Source organism: Salmonella sp. 32020114201800008SM, assembly GCF_017572025.1.
Classification (GTDB): Bacteria; Pseudomonadota; Gammaproteobacteria; order Enterobacterales; family Enterobacteriaceae; genus Salmonella; species Salmonella enterica.
Genome location: NZ_JAGEQM010000001.1, coordinates 345,027 through 365,148 on the forward strand (window position 1 = coordinate 345,027; position 20,122 = coordinate 365,148).

Annotated in this window: 22 protein-coding genes and 2 tRNA genes; 16 read left to right on the plus strand and 8 right to left on the minus strand. The window is 47.9% G+C overall.

Annotated elements, in window-relative coordinates; all coding sequences use genetic code 11:
* Positions 1–5 precede the first annotated feature (5 nt).
* From J4613_RS01770 to ssaU, 13 genes are all read left to right on the plus strand, one after another.
* Positions 6–554 (plus strand): type III secretion system domain-containing protein, encoded by a 549-nt coding sequence (locus J4613_RS01770; RefSeq protein WP_001526945.1) that lies wholly within the window; start codon positions 6–8, stop codon positions 552–554.
* The gene (gene ssaK / locus J4613_RS01775) at positions 551–1,225 is read left to right on the plus strand and encodes an SPI-2 type III secretion system apparatus protein SsaK (protein ID WP_111742372.1); all 675 of its coding nucleotides are present in this window, start codon (positions 551–553) and stop codon (positions 1,223–1,225) included. Before J4613_RS01770 ends, ssaK begins: the two co-directional genes overlap by 4 nt.
* The gene (ssaL, locus tag J4613_RS01780) at positions 1,191–2,207 is read left to right on the plus strand and encodes an SPI-2 type III secretion system apparatus protein SsaL (RefSeq protein WP_077912301.1); all 1,017 of its coding nucleotides are present in this window, start codon (positions 1,191–1,193) and stop codon (positions 2,205–2,207) included. The genes ssaK and ssaL overlap by 35 nt, the downstream gene beginning before the upstream one ends.
* Positions 2,208–2,264: 57 nt before the next feature.
* Positions 2,265–2,633 carry an SPI-2 type III secretion system apparatus protein SsaM gene (gene ssaM, locus J4613_RS01785; RefSeq protein ID WP_000383702.1) on the plus strand — a complete coding sequence of 123 codons (369 nt, stop codon included), beginning with the start codon at positions 2,265–2,267 and terminating at the stop codon, positions 2,631–2,633.
* Positions 2,618–4,663 (plus strand): SPI-2 type III secretion system apparatus protein SsaV, encoded by a 2,046-nt coding sequence (gene ssaV / locus J4613_RS01790; RefSeq protein ID WP_001258231.1) that lies wholly within the window; start codon positions 2,618–2,620, stop codon positions 4,661–4,663. Before ssaM ends, ssaV begins: the two co-directional genes overlap by 16 nt.
* Positions 4,653–5,954 carry a SctN family type III secretion system ATPase SsaN gene (gene ssaN, locus J4613_RS01795; protein ID WP_111742371.1) on the plus strand — a complete coding sequence of 434 codons (1,302 nt, stop codon included), beginning with the start codon at positions 4,653–4,655 and terminating at the stop codon, positions 5,952–5,954. Before ssaV ends, ssaN begins: the two co-directional genes overlap by 11 nt.
* A 2-nt stretch (positions 5,955–5,956) precedes the next feature.
* Positions 5,957–6,334, plus strand: a complete 378-nt coding sequence (ssaO, locus tag J4613_RS01800; protein WP_000449089.1) for an SPI-2 type III secretion system apparatus protein SsaO — start codon at positions 5,957–5,959, stop codon at positions 6,332–6,334.
* On the plus strand, positions 6,315–6,689 hold the full coding sequence (gene ssaP / locus J4613_RS01805; protein WP_001223304.1) for an SPI-2 type III secretion system apparatus protein SsaP: 375 nt from the start codon (positions 6,315–6,317) through the stop codon (positions 6,687–6,689). Before ssaO ends, ssaP begins: the two co-directional genes overlap by 20 nt.
* Positions 6,670–7,638 carry an SPI-2 type III secretion system cytoplasmic ring protein SsaQ gene (gene ssaQ / locus J4613_RS01810; protein ID WP_000944190.1) on the plus strand — a complete coding sequence of 323 codons (969 nt, stop codon included), beginning with the start codon at positions 6,670–6,672 and terminating at the stop codon, positions 7,636–7,638. Before ssaP ends, ssaQ begins: the two co-directional genes overlap by 20 nt.
* Before the next feature lie 67 nt (positions 7,639–7,705).
* Positions 7,706–8,353, plus strand: a complete 648-nt coding sequence (gene ssaR, locus J4613_RS01815; RefSeq protein ID WP_000056367.1) for an SPI-2 type III secretion system export apparatus protein SsaR — start codon at positions 7,706–7,708, stop codon at positions 8,351–8,353.
* Positions 8,350–8,616 (plus strand): SPI-2 type III secretion system apparatus protein SsaS, encoded by a 267-nt coding sequence (gene ssas / locus J4613_RS01820; RefSeq protein WP_000999982.1) that lies wholly within the window; start codon positions 8,350–8,352, stop codon positions 8,614–8,616. The genes ssaR and ssas overlap by 4 nt, the downstream gene beginning before the upstream one ends.
* The gene (ssaT, locus tag J4613_RS01825) at positions 8,617–9,396 is read left to right on the plus strand and encodes an SPI-2 type III secretion system apparatus protein SsaT (RefSeq protein WP_000068766.1); all 780 of its coding nucleotides are present in this window, start codon (positions 8,617–8,619) and stop codon (positions 9,394–9,396) included.
* Positions 9,393–10,451 (plus strand): SPI-2 type III secretion system apparatus protein SsaU, encoded by a 1,059-nt coding sequence (ssaU, locus tag J4613_RS01830; RefSeq protein ID WP_001291721.1) that lies wholly within the window; start codon positions 9,393–9,395, stop codon positions 10,449–10,451. The genes ssaT and ssaU overlap by 4 nt, the downstream gene beginning before the upstream one ends.
* A gap of 157 nt (positions 10,452–10,608) precedes the next feature.
* Here ssaU and J4613_RS01835 read toward each other — a convergent pair.
* The 3 genes from J4613_RS01835 to mdtK form a co-directional block, all read right to left on the minus strand.
* Positions 10,609–10,685: transfer RNA gene (locus tag J4613_RS01835), tRNA-Val, on the minus strand.
* Between the two features lie 10 nt (positions 10,686–10,695).
* Positions 10,696–10,772, minus strand: a tRNA-Val gene (locus J4613_RS01840).
* Between the two features lie 151 nt (positions 10,773–10,923).
* Positions 10,924–12,297 carry a multidrug efflux MATE transporter MdtK gene (gene mdtK / locus J4613_RS01845; protein WP_001175077.1) on the minus strand — a complete coding sequence of 458 codons (1,374 nt, stop codon included), beginning with the start codon at positions 12,295–12,297 and terminating at the stop codon, positions 10,924–10,926.
* Positions 12,298–12,513: 216 nt separating this feature from the next.
* Between mdtK and J4613_RS01850 the strand changes: the two genes are divergently transcribed.
* Complete coding sequence (locus J4613_RS01850) at positions 12,514–13,155, plus strand: riboflavin synthase (protein WP_000493971.1); 642 nt, start codon at positions 12,514–12,516, stop codon at positions 13,153–13,155.
* A gap of 41 nt (positions 13,156–13,196) precedes the next feature.
* Here J4613_RS01850 and cfa read toward each other — a convergent pair whose 3' ends face one another.
* Positions 13,197–14,345 carry a cyclopropane fatty acyl phospholipid synthase gene (cfa, locus tag J4613_RS01855; RefSeq protein ID WP_000098878.1) on the minus strand — a complete coding sequence of 383 codons (1,149 nt, stop codon included), beginning with the start codon at positions 14,343–14,345 and terminating at the stop codon, positions 13,197–13,199.
* A gap of 289 nt (positions 14,346–14,634) precedes the next feature.
* A complete protein-coding gene (punC, locus tag J4613_RS01860; protein ID WP_111742370.1) occupies positions 14,635–15,840 on the minus strand; it encodes a purine nucleoside transporter PunC in 1,206 nt (401 codons plus the stop codon).
* A gap of 112 nt (positions 15,841–15,952) precedes the next feature.
* Between punC and punR the strand changes: the two genes are divergently transcribed.
* On the plus strand, positions 15,953–16,885 hold the full coding sequence (punR, locus tag J4613_RS01865) for a DNA-binding transcriptional activator PunR (protein WP_000269513.1): 933 nt from the start codon (positions 15,953–15,955) through the stop codon (positions 16,883–16,885).
* On the opposite strand, the gene purR is transcribed toward punR, so the two are convergent.
* Positions 16,882–17,907, minus strand: a complete 1,026-nt coding sequence (purR, locus tag J4613_RS01870; RefSeq protein ID WP_000190993.1) for an HTH-type transcriptional repressor PurR — start codon at positions 17,905–17,907, stop codon at positions 16,882–16,884. The genes punR and purR overlap by 4 nt on opposite strands.
* 295 nt (positions 17,908–18,202) lie before the next feature.
* On the opposite strand from purR, the gene J4613_RS01875 reads away from it, so the two are divergent.
* Complete coding sequence (locus tag J4613_RS01875) at positions 18,203–18,292, plus strand: YnhF family membrane protein (RefSeq protein ID WP_000102277.1); 90 nt, start codon at positions 18,203–18,205, stop codon at positions 18,290–18,292.
* Between the two features lie 82 nt (positions 18,293–18,374).
* On the opposite strand, the gene sodB is transcribed toward J4613_RS01875, so the two are convergent.
* Complete coding sequence (sodB, locus tag J4613_RS01880) at positions 18,375–18,956, minus strand: superoxide dismutase [Fe] (protein WP_000007299.1); 582 nt, start codon at positions 18,954–18,956, stop codon at positions 18,375–18,377.
* Between the two features lie 126 nt (positions 18,957–19,082).
* Positions 19,083–19,904: a C40 family peptidase gene (locus tag J4613_RS01885; RefSeq protein WP_001520344.1), complete on the minus strand. Its 822-nt coding sequence runs from the start codon at positions 19,902–19,904 to the stop codon at positions 19,083–19,085.
* Between the last annotated feature and the right edge of the window lie 218 nt (positions 19,905–20,122).

Below are 20,122 nucleotides of genomic sequence, written 5' to 3' on the forward strand. Positions count from 1 at the left end.
CCGAGGTGTTGCAACTTTATCGTTATTTCTGGCAACCTGCTCGTTACGCTGTACCGGAATGGCTGGATAAGCTGGGCTTTCATCTTTCAAACTGCTGGCGTTATGGCGATCGGCCCGAGTTGGATCGTCTTCTTGACAGAGCGTTAAATAGACTAAGAGGAAGCTCTGTTATTCCAGCCTGTTTAAATGACAGGCAAAAACGGCAGGTTCGTCTTGCGCCGCGTATATCGGCATTTGCCTTTGGGCTGGGATTATTCAAACTCAGGTGTAGTGACTATTTTATGCTACCAGAGTATCGGCAATTGCTTCTACAGTGGTTTAGCGAGGATGAGATCTGGCAGCTATATGGTTGGTTGGGGCAAAGAGATGGCAAATTACTTCCTCCGCAAGTGATGCAACAAACTGCATTGCAGATCGGTACCGCCATTCTTAATCGGGAAGCGCATGACGATGCGGTTTTACATGCGCTATTAGTATTATTACCCCCTCCGCAGCGTATACTTTGGCCGAAGACTTCTCTTACCGAGATTATCTTCATGGAGCATTTGCTATGAGTTTTACTTCACTTCCTCTGACGGAAATTAACCATAAGCTACCCGCTCGAAATATTATTGAGTCACAGTGGATAACATTACAATTAACTTTATTTGCGCAAGAGCAACAAGCTAAGAGAGTTTCACATGCTATTGTGAGCTCCGCTTACCGTAAGGCTGAAAAAATCATCAGAGACGCCTATCGTTATCAGCGTGAACAGAAAGTTGAGCAGCAACAAGAACTAGCGTGCTTGCGTAAAAATACGCTGGAAAAAATGGAAGTGGAATGGCAGGAGCAGCATGTAAAACATTTACAAGAAGATGAAAATCAATTTCGTTCATTGGTCGATCACGCAGCGCATCATATTAAAAATAGTATAGAACAGGTTCTGTTGGCCTGGTTCGACCAACAGTCGGTAGACAGTGTTATGTGCCATCGTCTGGCACGCCAGGCCACGGCTATGGCGGAAGAGGGAGCGCTTTATTTGCGTATTCATCCTGAAAAAGAGGCATTGATGAGTGAAACTTTTGGCAAGCGGTTTACGTTGATTATCGAGCCTGGTTTCTCTCCCGATCAGGCTGAACTTTCCTCAACACGATATGCCGTTGAATTTTCACTTTCTCGTCATTTCAACGCGTTACTGAAATGGTTACGTAATGGTGAAGATAAAAGAGGTAGCGATGAATATTAAAATTAATGAGATAAAAATGACGCCCCCTACAGCATTTACCCCTGGCCAGGTTATAGAGGAACAAGAGGTTATTTCGCCTTCAATGTTAGCTCTCCATGAGTTACAGGAAACGACGGGGGCAGCGCTCTATGAGACGATGGAAGAAATAGGAATGGCGCTGAGTGGTAAACTGCGCGAAAGTAATAAATTCACTGATGCTGAGAAACTGGAGCGCAGGCAGCAGGCTTTGCTGCGTTTGATAAAACAAATACAGGAGGATAATGGGGCAGCGTTGCGTCCGCTTACCGAAGAGAATAGTGATCCTGATTTACAGAATGCGTATCAAATTATCGCTCTTGCAATGGCGCTTACTGCCGGCGGGTTGTCAAAAAAGAAAAAACGCGATTTGCAATCGCAACTGGATACGCTTACAGCGGAGGAGGGATGGGAACTTGCCGTTTTTAGTTTACTGGAACTTGGCGAAGTGGATACCGCTACGCTGTCCTCTCTGAAGCGTTTTATGCAACAGGCGATAGACAACGATGAAATGCCCTTATCGCAGTGGTTCAGACGCGTGGCAGACTGGCCGGATCGCTGTGAACGGGTCCGTATTTTGCTAAGAGCAGTAGCCTTTGAACTTAGCATATGCATCGAACCCTCGGAGCAAAGTCGTTTGGCCGCAGCATTAGTACGTTTGCGTCGTTTGCTGTTATTCCTTGGCCTTGAAAAAGAGTGCCAGCGTGAGGAGTGGATTTGCCAGTTGCCGCCTAATACATTACTGCCGCTACTACTCGATATTATTTGTGAGCGCTGGCTTTTCAGTGATTGGTTGCTTGATAGACTTACCGCTATAGTTTCTTCATCGAAGATGTTCAATCGGTTACTCCAACAACTTGATGCGCAGTTTATGCTGATACCCGATAACTGTTTTAACGACGAAGATCAACGTGAACAAATTCTCGAAACGCTTCGTGAAGTAAAGATAAATCAGGTTTTATTCTGATACCTGGCTTTCAATATTTAGGTAAATTGGCTTTCTGGCTCATCATGAGGCGTCAGGATGGATTGGGATCTCATTACTGAACGTAATATTCAGCTTTTTATTCAATTAGCAGGATTAGCTGAACGGCCTTTAGCAACCAATATGTTCTGGCGGCAAGGACAATATGAAACCTATCTAAACTATCATAACGGTCGTATTCACTTATGTCAGATACTCAAGCAAACCTTCTTAGACGAAGAACTGCTTTTTAAAGCGTTGGCTAACTGGAAACCCGCAGCGTTCCAGGGTATTCCTCAACGATTATTTTTGTTGCGCGATGGGCTTGCAATGAGTTGTTCTCCACCTCTTTCCAGCTCCGCCGAGCTCTGGTTACGATTACATCATCGACAAATAAAATTTCTGGAGTCGCAATGCGTTCATGGTTAGGTGAGGGAGTCAGGGCGCAACAGTGGCTCAGTGTATGCGCGGGTCGGCAGGATATGGTTCTGGCGACGGTGTTATTAATCGCTATTGTGATGATGCTGTTACCTTTGCCGACCTGGATGGTTGATATCCTGATTACTATCAACCTTATGTTTTCAGTGATCCTGCTCTTAATTGCTATTTATCTTAGTGACCCTCTCGATTTATCGGTATTTCCGTCTTTATTACTTATTACTACATTATATCGTTTGTCACTCACAATCAGCACATCACGGCTGGTACTGTTACAACATAATGCCGGTAATATTGTGGATGCTTTCGGTAAGTTTGTCGTAGGAGGAAATCTCACCGTTGGGTTGGTCGTATTTACCATCATTACTATCGTGCAATTTATTGTCATTACAAAAGGTATCGAGAGGGTGGCGGAAGTTAGCGCACGTTTCTCGCTTGATGGGATGCCAGGCAAACAAATGAGTATCGATGGCGATTTGCGTGCCGGAGTTATCGATGCAGACCATGCCCGTACATTAAGACAGCATGTCCAGCAGGAAAGCCGCTTTCTCGGTGCGATGGACGGTGCGATGAAATTTGTTAAAGGCGATACGATTGCCGGTATTATTGTTGTTCTGGTGAACATTATCGGCGGTATCATTATCGCTATCGTACAATATGATATGTCGATGAGTGAGGCTGTTCACACTTATAGCGTACTGTCAATCGGAGATGGTTTATGTGGGCAAATTCCATCGCTGCTGATTTCCCTTAGCGCGGGAATTATTGTCACCCGTGTCCCGGGTGAGAAACGCCAGAACCTGGCGACAGAGTTGAGTTCTCAAATTGCCAGACAACCTCAGTCGCTCATATTAACCGCTGTGGTTTTAATGCTCCTCGCTTTAATTCCTGGCTTTCCTTTTATCACTCTCGCTTTCTTTTCAGCGTTGTTAGCATTGCCAATTATCCTCATTCGCCGCAAAAAGTCTGTGGTTTCCGCAAATGGCGTCGAAGCACCGGAAAAAGATAGTATGGTTCCCGGCGCATGTCCTCTAATCTTACGTCTTAGCCCGACGTTACATTCTGCCGACCTGATTCGTGATATTGACGCCATGAGATGGTTTTTATTTGAGGATACCGGCGTCCCTCTCCCTGAGGTGAATATTGAGGTTTTGCCTGAACCCACCGAAAAATTGACGGTACTGCTATATCAGGAACCCGTATTTAGTTTATCTATTCCCGCTCAGGCGGATTATTTATTGATAGGCGCGGACGCTAGTGTGGTGGGTGACAGCCAGACGTTACCGAACGGGATGGGGCAGATCTGTTGGCTTACAAAAGACATGGCCCATAAGGCGCAAGGTTTTGGACTGGACGTTTTCGCGGGCAGCCAACGTATCTCTGCCTTATTAAAATGTGTCCTGCTTCGGCATATGGGAGAGTTTATTGGTGTTCAGGAAACGCGTTATCTAATGAATGCGATGGAAAAAAACTACTCTGAGCTGGTGAAAGAGCTTCAGCGCCAGTTACCCATTAATAAAATCGCTGAAACTTTGCAACGGCTTGTATCAGAGCGGGTTTCTATTAGAGATTTACGTCTTATTTTCGGCACCTTAATTGACTGGGCGCCACGTGAAAAAGATGTCCTGATGTTGACAGAATATGTCCGTATCGCGCTTCGTCGTCATATTCTGCGTCGTCTTAATCCGGAAGGAAAACCGCTGCCGATTTTGCGGATCGGCGAAGGTATTGAAAACCTCGTGCGTGAATCCATTCGCCAGACGGCAATGGGGACCTATACTGCGCTGTCGTCTCGTCATAAGACGCAGATCCTGCAACTTATCGAGCAGGCGCTGAAGCAGTCAGCCAAATTATTCATTGTCACTTCTGTCGACACCCGACGTTTCTTGCGAAAAATTACAGAAGCCACCTTGTTCGACGTACCGATTTTGTCATGGCAGGAATTAGGAGAGGAGAGCCTTATACAAGTGGTAGAAAGTATTGACCTTAGCGAAGAGGAGTTGGCGGACAATGAAGAATGAATTGATGCAACGTCTGAGGCTGAAATATCCGCCCCCCGATGGTTATTGTCGATGGGGCCGAATTCAGGATGTCAGCGCAACGTTGTTAAATGCGTGGTTGCCTGGGGTATTTATGGGTGAGTTGTGCTGTATAAAGCCTGGAGAAGAACTTGCTGAAGTCGTGGGGATTAATGGCAGCAAAGCTTTGCTATCTCCTTTTACGAGTACAATCGGACTTCACTGCGGGCAGCAAGTGATGGCCTTAAGGCGACGCCATCAGGTTCCCGTGGGCGAAGCGTTATTAGGGCGAGTCATTGATGGTTTTGGTCGTCCCCTTGATGGCCGCGAACTGCCAGAAGTCTGCTGGAAAGACTATGATGCAATGCCTCCTCCCGCAATGGTTCGACAGCCTATCACTCAACCATTAATGACGGGGATTCGCGCTATTGATAGCGTTGCGACCTGTGGCGAAGGGCAACGAGTGGGTATTTTTTCTGCTCCTGGCGTGGGGAAAAGCACGCTTCTGGCGATGCTGTGTAATGCTCCAGACGCAGACTGCAATGTTCTGGTGTTAATTGGTGAACGTGGACGAGAAGTCCGCGAGTTCATCGATTTTACACTGTCTGAAGAGACCCGAAAACGTTGTGTCATTGTTGTCGCAACCTCTGACAGACCCGCCTTAGAGCGCGTGAGGGCGCTGTTTGTGGCCACCACGATAGCAGAATTTTTTCGCGATAATGGAAAGCGAGTCGTCTTGCTTGCCGACTCACTGACGCGTTATGCCAGGGCCGCACGGGAAATCGCTCTGGCCGCCGGAGAGACCGCGGTTTCTGGAGAATATCCGCCAGGCGTATTTAGTGCATTGCCACGACTTTTAGAACGTACAGGAATGGGGGAAAAAGGCAGTATTACCGCATTTTATACGGTACTGGTGGAAGGCGATGATATGAATGAGCCGTTGGCGGATGAAGTCCGTTCACTGCTTGACGGACATATTGTGCTATCCCGACGGCTTGCAGAGAGGGGGCATTATCCTGCCATTGACGTGTTGGCAACGCTCAGCCGCGTTTTTCCAGTCGTTACCAGCCATGAGCATCGTCAACTGGCGGCGATATTGCGACGGTGCCTGGCGCTTTACCAGGAGGTTGAACTATTAATACGCATTGGGGAATACCAGCGAGGAGTTGATACAGATACTGACAAAACCATTGATACCTATCCGGATATTTGCACATTTTTGCGACAAAGTAAGGATGAAGTATGCGGACCCGAGCTACTCATAGAAAAATTACACCAAATACTCACCGAGTGATCATGGAAACTTTGCTGGAGATAATCGCGCGGCGTGAAAAGCAATTACGCGGCAAACTTACCGTACTTGATCAGCAGCAACAGGCGATTATTACGGAACAGCAGATTTGCCAGACGCGCGCTTTAGCAGTGTCTACCAGACTGAAAGAATTAATGGGCTGGCAAGGTACGTTATCTTGTCATTTATTGTTGGATAAGAAACAACAAATGGCCGGGTTATTCACTCAGGCGCAGAGCTTTTTGACGCAACGGCAGCAGTTAGAGAATCAGTATCAGCAGCTTGTCTCCCGGCGAAGCGAATTACAGAAGAATTTTAATGCGCTTATGAAAAAGAAAGAAAAAATTACTATGGTATTAAGCGATGCGTATTACCAAAGTTGAGGGAAGTCTTGGGTTGCCATGCCAGTCTTATCAGGATGATAACGAGGCGGAGGCGGAACGTATGGACTTTGAACAACTCATGCATCAGGCATTACCCATTGGTGAGAATAATCCTCCTGCAGCATTGAATAAGAACGTGGTTTTCACGCAACGTTATCGTGTTAGTGGCGGTTATCTTGACGGTGTAGAGTGTGAAGTCTGTGAATCAGGGGGGCTAATCCAGTTAAGAATCAATGTCCCTCATCATGAAATTTACCGTTCGATGAAAGCGCTAAAGCAGTGGCTGGAGTCTCAGTTGCTGCATATGGGGTATATAATTTCCCTGGAGATATTCTATGTTAAGAATAGCGAATGAAGAGCGTCCGTGGGTGGAGATACTTCCAACGCAAGGCGCTACCATTGGTGAGCTGACATTGAGTATGCAACAATATCCAGTACAGCAAGGGACATTATTTACCATAAATTATCATAATGAGCTGGGTAGGGTGTGGATTGCAGAACAATGCTGGCAGCGCTGGTGTGAAGGGCTAATTGGCACCGCTAATCGATCGGCTATCGATCCTGAATTGCTATATGGAATAGCTGAATGGGGGCTGGCGCCGTTATTGCAAGCCAGTGATGCAACCCTCTGTCAGAACGAACCGCCAACATCCTGCAGTAATCTACCACATCAGCTAGCGTTGCATATTAAATGGACAGTTGAAGAACATGAGTTCCATAGCATTATTTTTACATGGCCAACGGGTTTTTTGCGCAATATAGTCGGAGAGCTTTCTGCTGAGCGACAACAGATTTATCCTGCCCCTCCTGTAGTAGTCCCTGTATATTTAGGCTGGTGCCAGCTTACGTTAATTGAACTTGAGTCTATCGAAATCGGCATGGGCGTTCGGATTCATTGCTTTGGCGACATCAGACTCGGTTTTTTTGCTATTCAACTACCTGGGGGGATCTACGCGAGGGTGTTGCTGACAGAGGATAACACGATGAAATTTGATGAATTAGTCCAGGATATCGAAACGCTACTTGCGTCAGGGAGTCCAATGTCAAAGAGTGACGGAACATCTTCAGTAGAACTTGAGCAGATACCACAACAGGTGCTCTTTGAGATCGGACGTGCGAGTCTGGAAATTGGACAATTACGACAGCTTAAAACGGGGGACGTTTTGCCTGTAGGTGGATGTTTTGCGCCAGAGGTGACGATAAGAGTAAATGACCGTATTATTGGGCAAGGTGAGTTGATTGCCTGTGGCAATGAATTTATGGTGCGTATTACACGTTGGTATCTTTGCAAAAATACAGCGTAAACCTGATAAGAAAAATAATATGCGAACAATATAATAGCGTTCCAGGTCGTGTCATGAGAGATACAGTATGTCTTTACCCGATTCGCCTTTGCAACTGATTGGTATATTGTTTCTGCTTTCAATACTGCCTCTCATTATCGTCATGGGAACCTCTTTCCTTAAACTGGCGGTGGTATTTTCGATTTTACGAAATGCTCTGGGTATTCAACAAGTTCCCCCAAATATCGCACTGTATGGTCTCGCGCTTGTACTTTCCTTATTTATTATGGGGCCGACGCTATTAGCTGTAAAAGAGCGCTGGCATCCGGTTCAGGTCGCTGGCGCTCCTTTCTGGACGTCTGAGTGGGACAGTAAAGCATTAGCGCCTTATCGACAGTTTTTGCAAAAAAACTCTGAAGAGAAGGAAGCCAATTATTTTCGGAATTTGATAAAACGAACCTGGCCTGAAGACATAAAAAGAAAGATAAAACCTGATTCTTTGCTCATATTAATTCCGGCATTTACGGTGAGTCAGTTGACGCAGGCATTTCGGATTGGATTACTTATTTATCTTCCCTTTCTGGCTATTGACCTGCTTATTTCAAATATACTGCTGGCTATGGGGATGATGATGGTATCGCCGATGACCATTTCATTACCGTTTAAGCTGCTAATATTTTTACTGGCAGGCGGTTGGGATCTGACACTGGCGCAATTGGTACAGAGCTTTTCATGAATGATTCTGAATTGACGCAATTTGTAACGCAACTTTTATGGATCGTCCTTTTTACGTCTATGCCGGTGGTGTTGGTGGCATCGGTAGTTGGGGTCATCGTAAGCCTTGTTCAGGCCTTGACTCAAATACAGGACCAAACGCTACAGTTCATGATTAAATTATTGGCAATTGCAATAACCTTAATGGTCAGCTACCCATGGCTTAGCGGTATCCTGTTGAATTATACCCGGCAGATAATGTTACGAATTGGAGAGCATGGTTGAATGGCACAACAGGTAAATGAGTGGCTTATTGCATTGGCTGTGGCTTTTATTCGACCATTGAGCCTCTCTTTATTACTTCCCCTATTAAAAAGTGGCAGTTTAGGGTCCGCGATTTTACGTAATGGCGTGCTTATGTCACTTACCTTTCCCATATTACCAATCATTTACCAGCAGAAGATTATGATGCATATTGGTAAAGATTACAGCTGGTTAGGGTTAGTCACCGGAGAGGTGATTATTGGTTTTTTAATTGGGTTTTGTGCGGCGGTTCCCTTTTGGGCCGTTGATATGGCGGGGTTTCTGCTTGATACTTTACGTGGCGCGACAATGGGTACGATATTCAATTCTACAATAGAAGCTGAAACCTCACTTTTTGGCTTGCTTTTCAGCCAGTTCTTGTGTGTTATTTTCTTTATAAGCGGCGGCATGGAGTTTATATTAAACATTCTGTATGAGTCATATCAATATTTACCACCAGGGCGTACTTTATTATTTGACCAGCAATTTTTAAAATATATCCAGGCAGAGTGGAGAACGCTTTATCAATTATGCATCAGCTTCTCTCTTCCTGCCATAATATGTATGGTATTAGCCGATCTGGCTTTAGGTCTTTTAAATCGGTCGGCACAACAATTGAATGTGTTTTTCTTCTCAATGCCGCTCAAAAGTATATTGGTTCTACTGACGCTCCTGATCTCATTCCCTTATGCTCTTCATCACTATTTGGTTGAAAGTGATAAGTTTTATATTTATCTGAAAGACTGGTTCCCATCTGTATGAGCGAGAAAACAGAACAGCCTACAGAAAAGAAATTACGTGATGGCCGTAAGGAAGGGCAGGTTGTCAAAAGTATTGAAATAACATCATTATTTCAGCTGATTGCGCTTTATTTGTATTTTCATTTCTTTACTGAAAAGATGATTTTGATACTGATTGAGTCAATAACTTTCACATTACAATTAGTAAATAAACCATTTTCTTATGCATTAACGCAATTGAGTCATGTTTTAATAGAGTCATTGGCTTCTGTACTGCTGTTTCTGGGCGCTGGGGTAATAGTTGCTACTGTGGGTAGCGTGTTTCTTCAGGTGGGGGTGGTTATTGCCAGCAAGGCCATTGGTTTTAAAAGCGAGCATATAAATCCGGTAAGTAATTTTAAGCAGATATTCTCTTTACATAGCGTAGTAGAATTATGTAAATCCAGCCTAAAAGTTATCATGTTATCTCTTATCTTTGCCTTTTTCTTTTATTATTATGCCAGTACTTTTCGGGCGCTACCGTACTGTGGGTTAGCCTGTGGCGTGCTTGTGGTTTCTTCTTTAATAAAATGGTTATGGGTAGGGGTGATGGCTTTTTATATCGTCGTTGGCATACTGGACTATTCTTTTCAATATTATAAGATTAGAAAAGATCTAAAAATGAGTAAAGATGACGTAAAACAAGAGCATAAAGATCTGGAGGGCGACCCTCAAATGAAGACACGGCGTCGGGAAATGCAGAGTGAAATACAAAGTGGGAGTTTAGCTCAATCTGTTAAACAATCTGTTGCGGTAGTGCGTAATCCAACGCATATTGCGGTTTGTCTTGGCTATCATCCCACCGATATGCCAATACCACGTGTCCTGGAAAAAGGCAGTGATGCTCAAGCTAACTATATTGTTAACATCGCTGAACGCAACTGCATCCCCGTTGTTGAAAATGTTGAGCTGGCCCGCTCATTATTTTTTGAAGTGGAACGCGGAGATAAAATTCCTGAAACGTTATTTGAACCCGTTGCAGCCTTGTTACGTATGGTGATGAAGATAGATTATGCGCATTCTACCGAAACACCATAAATGCTTTTGGTATGCTTCTTCAGGCCACTGCGAAGGTTAAGAGGGTAATAGCGTATAGAGCAGTGCTTGACGATAAAGGTGAGAGACTGAAAATAATCGCTTTTAGCCTGGCACAAGCACCAGATAGCGTATTATAAAATTAAACAAGATAATGGATTGGTGCGTCTGAATGGACTCGAACCATCGACCCCCACCATGTCAAGGTGGTGCTCTAACCAACTGAGCTACAGACGCATTAAAATGATGGTGCGTTCAATTGGACTCGAACCAACGACCCCCACCATGTCAAGGTGGTGCTCTAACCAACTGAGCTATGAACGCAACGTTGTAGGTGACAACGGGGACGAATATTAGCGTCACAACCGCAATGAGGCAAGAGGGAAATCGCAATTTTCTTCCTGAAATCACCTGATTGCGGTGGAAATATGCAACATGTCGAGAAAATAGCCGCCATGCGACGGCTATCGTCGTATTATCGCGCAGCGCGCTGCAAAATGATGGCGGACGGCTGACGTTGTAGATAGCGCATCCGTAGCATCATTAACACCGCCGCCGAGGTCAGGCCGATGATGAACCCCATCCAGAAGCCTGCCGGTCCCATACGATCCACCACCAAATCCGTTAACGCCAGGATATAACCGCTGGGTAAACCTAACACCCAGTAGGCGGTAAAGGTGATAAAAAAGATGGAACGCGTATCTTTATAACCGCGCAGAATACCGCTGCCGATAACCTGTATAGAGTCGGAAATCTGGTAAACCGCAGCGAGCAGCATTAATTGCGCGGCAAGCGCCACGACCTCAGGGTTGTCATTGTAGAGCAAAGCAATATGCTTACGCAGAGTAACGGTAAAAATAGCGGTAACCACAGCCATACAAATGCCGACGCCTAAACCGGTACGCGCTGCGGTTTGCGCATCCAGCGTTGAGCCCTGGCCCAGACGATAACCCACTCGAATCGTTACCGCCGCAGCCAGCGACATCGGCAGTACGAACATCAGCGAGCTAAAGTTAAGCGCAATCTGATGACCGGCGACATCCACAATACCTAATGGCGAAACCAGCAGCGCAACGACCGCAAATAACGTCACTTCAAAGAACAGCGCCAGCGCAATCGGCAACCCCAGTTGAATCAGGCGCTTCATGACGACGCTATCAGGTTTGCCAAAGCCTTTTTCATTACGAATATCACGCATTGAACGCGCGTGTTTAATGTAAGAAAGCATGGCGATAAACATCACCCAATAGACCGCCGCAGTCGCAACGCCGCAGCCGATACCGCCGAGTTCCGGCATACCAAAATGGCCATAGATAAAAATATAGTTCACCGGAATATTCACCAGCAGGCCCAAAAATCCCATCACCATACCCGGTTTGGTTTTGGCCAGACCTTCGCACTGGTTTCGCGCTACCTGAAAGAAAAGGTATCCTGGCGCGCCCCACAGCAGCGCGCGAAGATAACCCACGGCTTTATCGGCCAGCGCCGGATCAATATTATGCATAGAGCGGATAATGTATCCGGCATTCCACAGGACGATCATCACCAGCACGGAGACAAAGCCCGCCAGCCAGAACCCTTGTCGAACCTGATGCGCGATACGCTCACGACGGCCGGAGCCATTGAGTTGCGCAATCACAGGCGTCAAGGCCAGCAGTAAGCCGTGACCAAACAAAATGGCGGGAAGCCAGATAGAGGTGCCGATAGCGACGGCAGCCATGTCCGTAGCGCTATAGCCTCCCGCCATGACGGTATCGACGAATCCCATTGCGGTCTGTGCCACTTGCGCAAGGATCACCGGTATCGCTAACGCTAATAACTGACGCGCTTCACTGGTATACTTCTGCACGTATTCACCTTTTATTTTGTTGTTATATGAAAGACTAAAAAGCCGCCGTAGTGGCAGCCAAAAGAAATAGCAGGGGAAATTTCAGTCTATTGTAGCGGGGTATTACTATTTCTCCAGTGAAAAAACAGTTGTTAACGGCGCATTGCTGGCAAGCTGTTTTTCCACCTGCTATTGTGCTGAACAGTTCTGCTTTTATTTATTTCAGGAGTTGAAGATATGTTTACGGGGATCGTACAGGGTACCGCGAAACTGGTATCGATTGATGAAAAACCCAACTTTCGCACCCATGTGGTGACGTTACCGGACTACATGCTGGAGGGGCTGGAGACGGGGGCGTCGGTAGCGCATAACGGATGCTGTTTGACGGTGACTGAAATAAACGGTAACCAGATAAGCTTTGATCTGATGAAAGAAACGTTGCGCATCACCAATCTGGGCGCGTTGAGGGTAGGTGATGAGGTCAACGTAGAGCGCGCCGCCAAATTCAGCGATGAAATCGGTGGTCATCTGATGTCGGGGCATATTATTACGACGGCGGAGATCGCGAAAATCCTGACCTCCGAAAATAACCATCAGGTGTGGTTTAAAGTGCAGGATGCGTCCCTGATGAAGTATATCCTGTACAAAGGCTTTATCGGCGTTGACGGTATCAGTTTGACCGTCGGCGAGGTAACGCCAACGCGCTTCTGCGTGCATCTCATTCCGGAAACGCTGGAACGTACTACGCTTGGCAGAAAAAAACTGGGTGAGCGTGTGAATATCGAGATCGATCCGCAAACGCAGGCGGTTGTCGATACCGTAGAACGCGTACTGGCTGCGCGAGAAAATGCGGTCAGAAATCAGGCCGACATTGGCTAACGGAAAATAAGATTCCCCCGCATGAAATGCGGGGGAGATGATTAGCGAGGAACGCGCAGACCGTTTTCAACGCCGCGCGTAAATACCACCTGCCAAAGCTGAATATCACGCGCGCGAAACGCACCCGCGCAGGCGTTGAGATAATAGCTGAACATACGTTTAAAGCGCTCGTTATAATTGCCCGCAATCTCTGGCCAGGCATTGATAAAGCGCTCGTGCCACGCCATCAGAGTCGTGTCATAGTCGGCGCCAAAGTTATGCCAGTCTTCCATTACAAAGTGTGATTCGCTGGCCTCGGCGATTTGACGAACAGACGGCAAGCAACCGTTGGGGAAAATATACTTATTGATCCACGGATCGACATTATGATCGGTTTTTTTAGAACCAATAGTATGGAGCAGGAAAAGACCATCCGGTTTTAAATTCCTGTCAACAACGTCAAAATAGGTGTTGTAGTTTTTTGGCCCGACATGTTCGAACATGCCGACAGAGACGATTCGGTCAAACTGATCGTTAAGGTCGCGATAATCTTCCAGGAGAATGGAGACATCCAGACCTTCGCAACGCGTCTGCGCCATTTTTTGTTGTTCAGCGGAGATCGTTACGCCCACCACGCTAACGCCATAATGGGTCGCCATATATTGCGACAGGCCGCCCCAGCCGCAGCCGATATCCAGCACACGCATCCCCGGTTGTAGCTGTAGCTTTTCGCAAATTAATTTCAGCTTGGCTTGCTGTGCCGCTTCCAGCGTATCGGCATCTTTCCAGTAGGCGCAAGAATATTGCATATAGGGATCGAGCATACGGGAAAAAAGGTCATTACCAAGATCGTAATGTTCCTTGCCGACAATCCAGGCGCGTTTTTTACTTTGTAGATTAATCAGACGCGCGCCGAGGATACGGAGCGTATCTTTAACATGGTGGGGGAGTTGATTTTCAAGACCGGCACGTAAGACTTTGCTGAAGAAAATATCCAGACGCTCGCATTCCCACCAGCCATCCATGTAACTCTCACCTAACCCCAACGATCCTTCCTGAAGGACGCGTTTAAAAAAATCGGGATTCTTAACACGAATGTCAGACGGGGCGGAACCATTAATTGTAATATCCGCGCGACTTAACAATTCGTTGGCGATTCGGTACCAGTTATCATCCGGTACGCTGACTTCTTCTATACACGATGAACTCATAGTTTCTCCATCACTGGACGGTGATCAGAACCTTAAAACAGCGTAGACGCTTTTTTGGCTTTGTGAGAAATCCCACGGACAATTCCGTGAGCCAGTTATCCGACGTAGAACAGAGGAAGGGAGGAGCCCTTGCCGAAAAGGCCATCCATGGTGAATCGGGAACGCTCCGGTTCCCGTTAATGCCTAATAATTATCGTAATATAAACAACCGGGAATCAGTATAGGCCGCAATTTTTGATGATTCAACCGAAAATTGTTAGCGTGCTAATTACCAGCGGTTAACAAGTCTTTAGTGAGACTTGTCGTGGGCGACATTGGCATGGGGAAATTCGGCCTCAGCGCAATCTGCATGAGACTGCATTTTGTAACCTAACGCCGCCAGAACAACGGTAGAGAGCATTACGCTGGTGGTGGTCAACAGCGGCGTGCTGATGAGCCATGAAACCACCAGGCTTGCCAGGAAACATAACCCCAGTTGCAGCGTATTTTGTAGCGCCGCAGCGCGTCCCGTGGCTTGAGGGAAAGGGCGTAACGCTTGCGCGACGACGATAGGGTAGATGGCGCCATTAGCAATCGCCATTACGCAGAAAGGAATCAGGATCTTCACCAGTGAGGCATTATTCAGAAGGCCCGCTCCCCAGGTGGCGATAACGCTCAGCGCGTACAGCCCTAACAGCCACGGAAGCAATTGGTAGCCCTGCCATTTTTGTAGCGCCGCGCGGCAACCATATCCGCCAATCAGAAAAGCGATGGTTTGCGGAACATAGCTCAGGCCAATCACTGCCGGGCTGTAACCCATCGCGCTGAGAATAAACGGGGACCCTGTTAGCCACGCAAAAAAGCTGGCGGAACAGGCGGCATAAATCAGCACATTACCGCGATAGGTTTTAGAGCGTAACAACGTCGCGAAAGTGAGTTTATCCTGTCCTTCGGTACGCGCTTTTACCGATGGTTTTAAACGCAGCGCCGGCAACATCAGCAACAACGTAATCACGAACAGAGTGGCGAAAATCGCCTGCCATGAGAAATGCGTCAGTATCCAGCTTCCCAGTAAGGGCGCAAGCGCCGGGGATAATCCCACCAGTGGCATGATCGTGGCGAAGATACGGTTAATTTTTTGCGAAGGGTAATAATCGGTCACCAGCGCTTGCCAGATTACCGTTGCCGCGCAAACGCCGACGGCCTGCACGAAGCGCAGCGTCAGCAGTGCTGCCGCGCTTTCTACCCACAGCATCCCCAGACTTCCGAGCGCAAAGATAGATAACCCCAGCAGTAAAATCGGTTTACGGCCATAACGATCCGATAGCGGTCCCCAGAGTAGTTGCGCGACGGCAAAGCCAGCTAAAAACAGGCTGAGGCTGGCGCTGACAGCGGCGGCAGGCGTTTGTAAATCCGCCTGTATGGCGGCAAACGCGGGCAGGTACATGTCCGTAGCCAGAAATCCCAGCACGCTAAGACCGGCTAACCAGACTAAAAAACCTTTTCCAGGTTGCATATTTGTTTCTCTTTCTTATCAGACAGACATTGTCGCAGAGTGTAGGGAGTGAAATTACGGTTGTGAAACGTTAATATTTGTCCAGTGAATTCAAAATTTTTGTAGGCAAATTATGTGGTCGGAATACTCGCTTGAAGTGGTTGACGCTGTGGCGCGCAATGGCAGTTTTAGCGCGGCGGCGCAAGAACTGCACCGTGTACCTTCAGCAGTCAGTTACACCGTTCGTCAGTTAGAGGAGTGGCTGGCCGTACCGCTTTTTGTACGACGTCACCGTGATGTTGAACTAACGCCTGCTGGCATCTGGTTTTTAAAAGAGGGGCGTTCTGTTATCAAAAAAATGCAGATCACTCGCCAGCAGTGTCAGCAAATTGCTAATGGCTGGCGTGGGCAGTTAGCTATTGCGGTGGACAATATCGTCAGACCAGAACGTACCCGGCAGATGATCGTCGATTTCTATCGTCATTTTGACGATGTTGAACTGCTGGTTTTTCAGGAGGTGTTTAACGGCGTCTGGGACGCGCTCTCCGACGGGCGTGTCGAACTGGCGATTGGGGCGACGCAGGCGATTCCGGTAGGGGGGCGTTACGCTTTTCGGGATATGGGGACCCTGAGCTGGAGCTGCGTAGTGGCAAGCGATCACCCGCTGGCGTCGATGCCTGGGCCGTTAAGCGATGATACCCTGCGCAACTGGCCGTCGCTGGTCAGGGAAGACACTTCGCGAACCTTACCGAAACGGATTACCTGGCTGCTGGATAACCAAAAAAGGGTCGTCGTACCGGACTGGGAGTCATCGGCAACCTGCCTGTCGGCAGGACTATGCGTGGGAATGGTGCCGACGCATTTTGCCCGACAGTGGATAGACAGCGGAAAATGGGTGGCGCTGACGTTAGAGAATCCGTTTCCCGATGCGGCCTGTTGCGTGACGTGGCAGCAAAACGAAGCCTCGCCCGCGCTGGCATGGCTGCTGGACTATTTGGGCGATAGCGAAACGTTGAATCGGGAGTGGCTGCGGGAGCCAGAAGAGGCTCCCGACAGCGGGGATTAACGCCGATAGTCGCGGAACGGGCCGTCAGCGACCGAGCGACGCTCAACCAGGCGTGGATGAACTTCAATAGACTGTGACTCTTCGCGCTTATTGACGATGCGATCCAATAGCATATTAAATGCGGTTTCGCCTAAAGAGTCTTTGGGCTGGTGAATCGTCGTCAGCGCCGGGGTAAAGTAACGGGCGTTACGCACATTGTCATAACCGATCACCGAAACGTCCTGCGGTACGCGAAGCCCCATTTCGTCAGCCGCGCAAAGCGCGCCCATCGCCATAATATCGCCGCCGCAGAAAACGGCGGTAGGGCGATGTGACTGCGATAAAATTTGCTGCATCGCGTGGTAACCGGATTCCGGCTCGAAGTCGCCCTGAACAATCCAGTTGTCCGGCACGTTGATCAGCGCCTCCTCCATGGCTTTCATAAAGCCTGCCAGCCGGCCCGCGCCGGTGTTGCGCTCCAGCGGGCCGGGAATAACGCCGATATCCCGGTGGCCGCGCTCAACCAGATAACGACCCGCCATATAGCCGCCTGCAAAGGCGTTATCAATCACCGTGTCGGTAAAATCGGCCTTCGCTTCACCCCAGTCCATCACCACCATCGGAATATGGCGATACTCTTCCAGCATGGAAAGCAGAGGTTCTGGATACTCAGAACACATCACCAGCAGGCCATCCACGCGCTTTTGCGCCATCATGGACAGGTAGGCGCGCTGTTTTTCCAGGTTATTCCAGGCGTTGCCTAAAATCAGCGTATAGCCTTTCTGGAAACAGTTTTTTTCAACCGCCTCGATAATTTCGGCAAAATAGGCCGCTTCGCTGCTGGTCGCCAGTAAGCCTATCGACTTGGTATGGTTAACCTTCAGGCTACGCGCGACGGCGCTGGGAGAGTAGTGCAGCTCTTTAATTGCCGCCCAGACCGCGTTACGCGTTTCTTCAGCGACAAAACGCGTTTTGTTGATTACGTGTGATACAGTTGTAGTGGAAACGTTTGCTCGTTTCGCTACATCTTTAATTGTTGCCATTACATTTCACTCCAGACCCTCGCTAAGCTCCTGAGAAACGCCAGGTAAACGTTTGCCTACACACACCCTAATCGCAACATCAGGGTTGCGGCACGCCGGAAAAACGACACGGAACGTCAGGAAGGGGTCAATGGCCGTTACGCTAATTCAGTAAGCCTGGAATTTTGTCTGATCTTGAGGAAAAGGGGAAGCGTTAAAAACAGTTATCAATATAAAACATGAGAGATTTTTGTGCGGGAATGTGCAAAAATGCGCTATATCACTTTTTGTGTGGGAATAAAAAGGAGAAAACTTGATGAGTACCGACCTGAAATTTTCGTTGATTACTACGCTGATTGTTCTGGGCGTGATTGTCGCAGGTGGATTAACGGCCGCTCTGCACTGATTTCCTCTCTTCTGAGGGTGGGCGTCTCCTCTATTCTATCCCTCTCTAAAACGCAGAAGGCGTACCTTCTGCGTACTCAGACTTATGCGGCGAGATTTTTCGCAACAAATTCCCAGTTAACCAGCGCCCAGAAATGCTCCAGATAGTTTGGACGGGCGTTGCGGTAGTCGATGTAATACGCGTGTTCCCACACATCAACCGTCAGCAACGGCGTTGCATCCGTAGTCAGCGGCGTACCGGCATTTGAGGTAGAAACGATAGCCAGTTTGCCATCAGCGCTTTTTACCAGCCATGTCCATCCGGAACCAAAGTTTTTGATAGCGGCATCGGTGAACTGCGCTTTAAATTCCGCGAAGCTGCCAAAAGATGCCGCGATAGCATCAGCCAGTTTCCCGGTCGGTTCGCCGCCAGCGTTTGGCGCCAGGCAGTTCCAGTAGAAGGTGTGGTTCCACACCTGAGCGGCGTTATTAAAGATGCCGCCTTCGGAAGTGCGCACGATCTCTTCCAGCGATTTGCCTTCAAACGCCGTGCCTTTGATCAAATTGTTAAGATTGGTCACGTAAGTCTGATGATGTTTGCCATAGTGATATTCCAGCGTCTCAGCAGAAATATGCGGCGCCAGAGCATCTTTGGCATACGGTAATGCAGGTAATTCGAACGACATTGCTTCTCTCCTTATTATTAATATTGCGCACGCACAATACCCCTGGTGCGCGTAAGGATAGGGTAGCAAATTGAGAGGTGGCGCAAAAGAAGAAGTTATCCTGTCGTTAAACGACAGGATAAAATATTAGCGAATTGTTTTAGGCGTCATCACCCGGCGGGCGCCGACATAATGACGTTGCCAGTATTCTTCGTTCAGTGAGGTGATCTTAATTTCCTGACCGCTGCGCGGAGACTGGATAAACTTACCGTTGCCGACATAGACGCCAACGTGATCGGCGGTGCCGCGCCCCTGCGTACGGAAGAACACCAGATCGCCGTTTTTCAACTCGCTACGCTCAATGGGCGCCGCGTCACGCAGGTGATACATCTCATTCGCCGTTCGGGGGATACGGATCTTCACTAAATCTTTATAGGCATAATAAACCAGACCGCTGCAATCAAAACCGGTGCGCGGCGACGCGCCTCCCCAGTGATACGGTTTACCAATCTGATTCATGAGTTTGGACATCGCGGTTTTCGTCGCTTTTTGTACTTTTGCACGATGCGCATCGGCAATAGAGACCGGCAATGTTCCTTTCCCCTTCACGCAGTGCGGCTTACGGCCTTTACGCGTCGTGCATTTTTCCGTTACGTCGAGGGCGGCGATTGACGTGGGCGCGGTTCTGTTACGACGATGCGTCGTATGACGAGATTTCGTGGAGGCGGTGGTACGTTTTGGCGTAGAAGCGGAAGAAGAACGGCTGGTTTTTGAGGTTTTTTTTACGTTTTTTTTGCTGGTTTTACTGATCTTTTTCGTTGTGCTTTTCTTTTTATCTGCCGTTTTCGTGACATGAGAAACAGCAGGCGTCGCTTTGGCTTGCCTGGAAGCATGGGCCATTGGCGTAAAAGGGAGAGTAGTAAAAAGTAAAGCACAGAGCGTGATCGAGATTTTGTTTATCCGCGCCACTGAGCAATCCTCTGTTAAAGGCAGGCGATTCATGCCTGCGTATGATTTACAAAACCTGATAATTCTAATCTACAAAAGCACAGATTGGTAATTGCTTTTGGTTTCTGAAGCTGTGTTTCGTTAACAGATGTAAAAAAAATAGCAATTAATGCTAAACACGAACGCGTTATCGACGAATCACTGCGTGGCAACCCGCTTAAAAGATATTTTGTATACAA

What these genes read in the sequence shown, in the direction of transcription:
- ssaK (WP_111742372.1), top strand. Translation starts at nt 551, where the DNA reads ATGAGTTTTACTTCACTTCCTCTGACGGAAATTAACCATAAGCTACCC.
- ssaL (WP_077912301.1), top strand. Translation starts at nt 1,191, where the DNA reads ATGGTGAAGATAAAAGAGGTAGCGATGAATATTAAAATTAATGAGATA.
- ssaM (WP_000383702.1), top strand. Translation starts at nt 2,265, where the DNA reads ATGGATTGGGATCTCATTACTGAACGTAATATTCAGCTTTTTATTCAA.
- ssaV (WP_001258231.1), top strand. Translation starts at nt 2,618, where the DNA reads ATGCGTTCATGGTTAGGTGAGGGAGTCAGGGCGCAACAGTGGCTCAGT.
- ssaN (WP_111742371.1), top strand. Translation starts at nt 4,653, where the DNA reads ATGAAGAATGAATTGATGCAACGTCTGAGGCTGAAATATCCGCCCCCC.
- ssaO (WP_000449089.1), top strand. Translation starts at nt 5,957, where the DNA reads ATGGAAACTTTGCTGGAGATAATCGCGCGGCGTGAAAAGCAATTACGC.
- ssaP (WP_001223304.1), top strand. Translation starts at nt 6,315, where the DNA reads ATGCGTATTACCAAAGTTGAGGGAAGTCTTGGGTTGCCATGCCAGTCT.
- ssaQ (WP_000944190.1), top strand. Translation starts at nt 6,670, where the DNA reads ATGTTAAGAATAGCGAATGAAGAGCGTCCGTGGGTGGAGATACTTCCA.
- ssaR (WP_000056367.1), top strand. Translation starts at nt 7,706, where the DNA reads ATGTCTTTACCCGATTCGCCTTTGCAACTGATTGGTATATTGTTTCTG.
- ssas (WP_000999982.1), top strand. Translation starts at nt 8,350, where the DNA reads ATGAATGATTCTGAATTGACGCAATTTGTAACGCAACTTTTATGGATC.
- ssaT (WP_000068766.1), top strand. Translation starts at nt 8,617, where the DNA reads ATGGCACAACAGGTAAATGAGTGGCTTATTGCATTGGCTGTGGCTTTT.
- ssaU (WP_001291721.1), top strand. Translation starts at nt 9,393, where the DNA reads ATGAGCGAGAAAACAGAACAGCCTACAGAAAAGAAATTACGTGATGGC.
- J4613_RS01850 (WP_000493971.1), top strand. Translation starts at nt 12,514, where the DNA reads ATGTTTACGGGGATCGTACAGGGTACCGCGAAACTGGTATCGATTGAT.
- cfa (WP_000098878.1), bottom strand. Translation starts at nt 14,345, where the DNA reads ATGAGTTCATCGTGTATAGAAGAAGTCAGCGTACCGGATGATAACTGG.
- punC (WP_111742370.1), bottom strand. Translation starts at nt 15,840, where the DNA reads ATGCAACCTGGAAAAGGTTTTTTAGTCTGGTTAGCCGGTCTTAGCGTG.
- punR (WP_000269513.1), top strand. Translation starts at nt 15,953, where the DNA reads ATGTGGTCGGAATACTCGCTTGAAGTGGTTGACGCTGTGGCGCGCAAT.
- purR (WP_000190993.1), bottom strand. Translation starts at nt 17,907, where the DNA reads ATGGCAACAATTAAAGATGTAGCGAAACGAGCAAACGTTTCCACTACA.
- J4613_RS01875 (WP_000102277.1), top strand. Translation starts at nt 18,203, where the DNA reads ATGAGTACCGACCTGAAATTTTCGTTGATTACTACGCTGATTGTTCTG.
- sodB (WP_000007299.1), bottom strand. Translation starts at nt 18,956, where the DNA reads ATGTCGTTCGAATTACCTGCATTACCGTATGCCAAAGATGCTCTGGCG.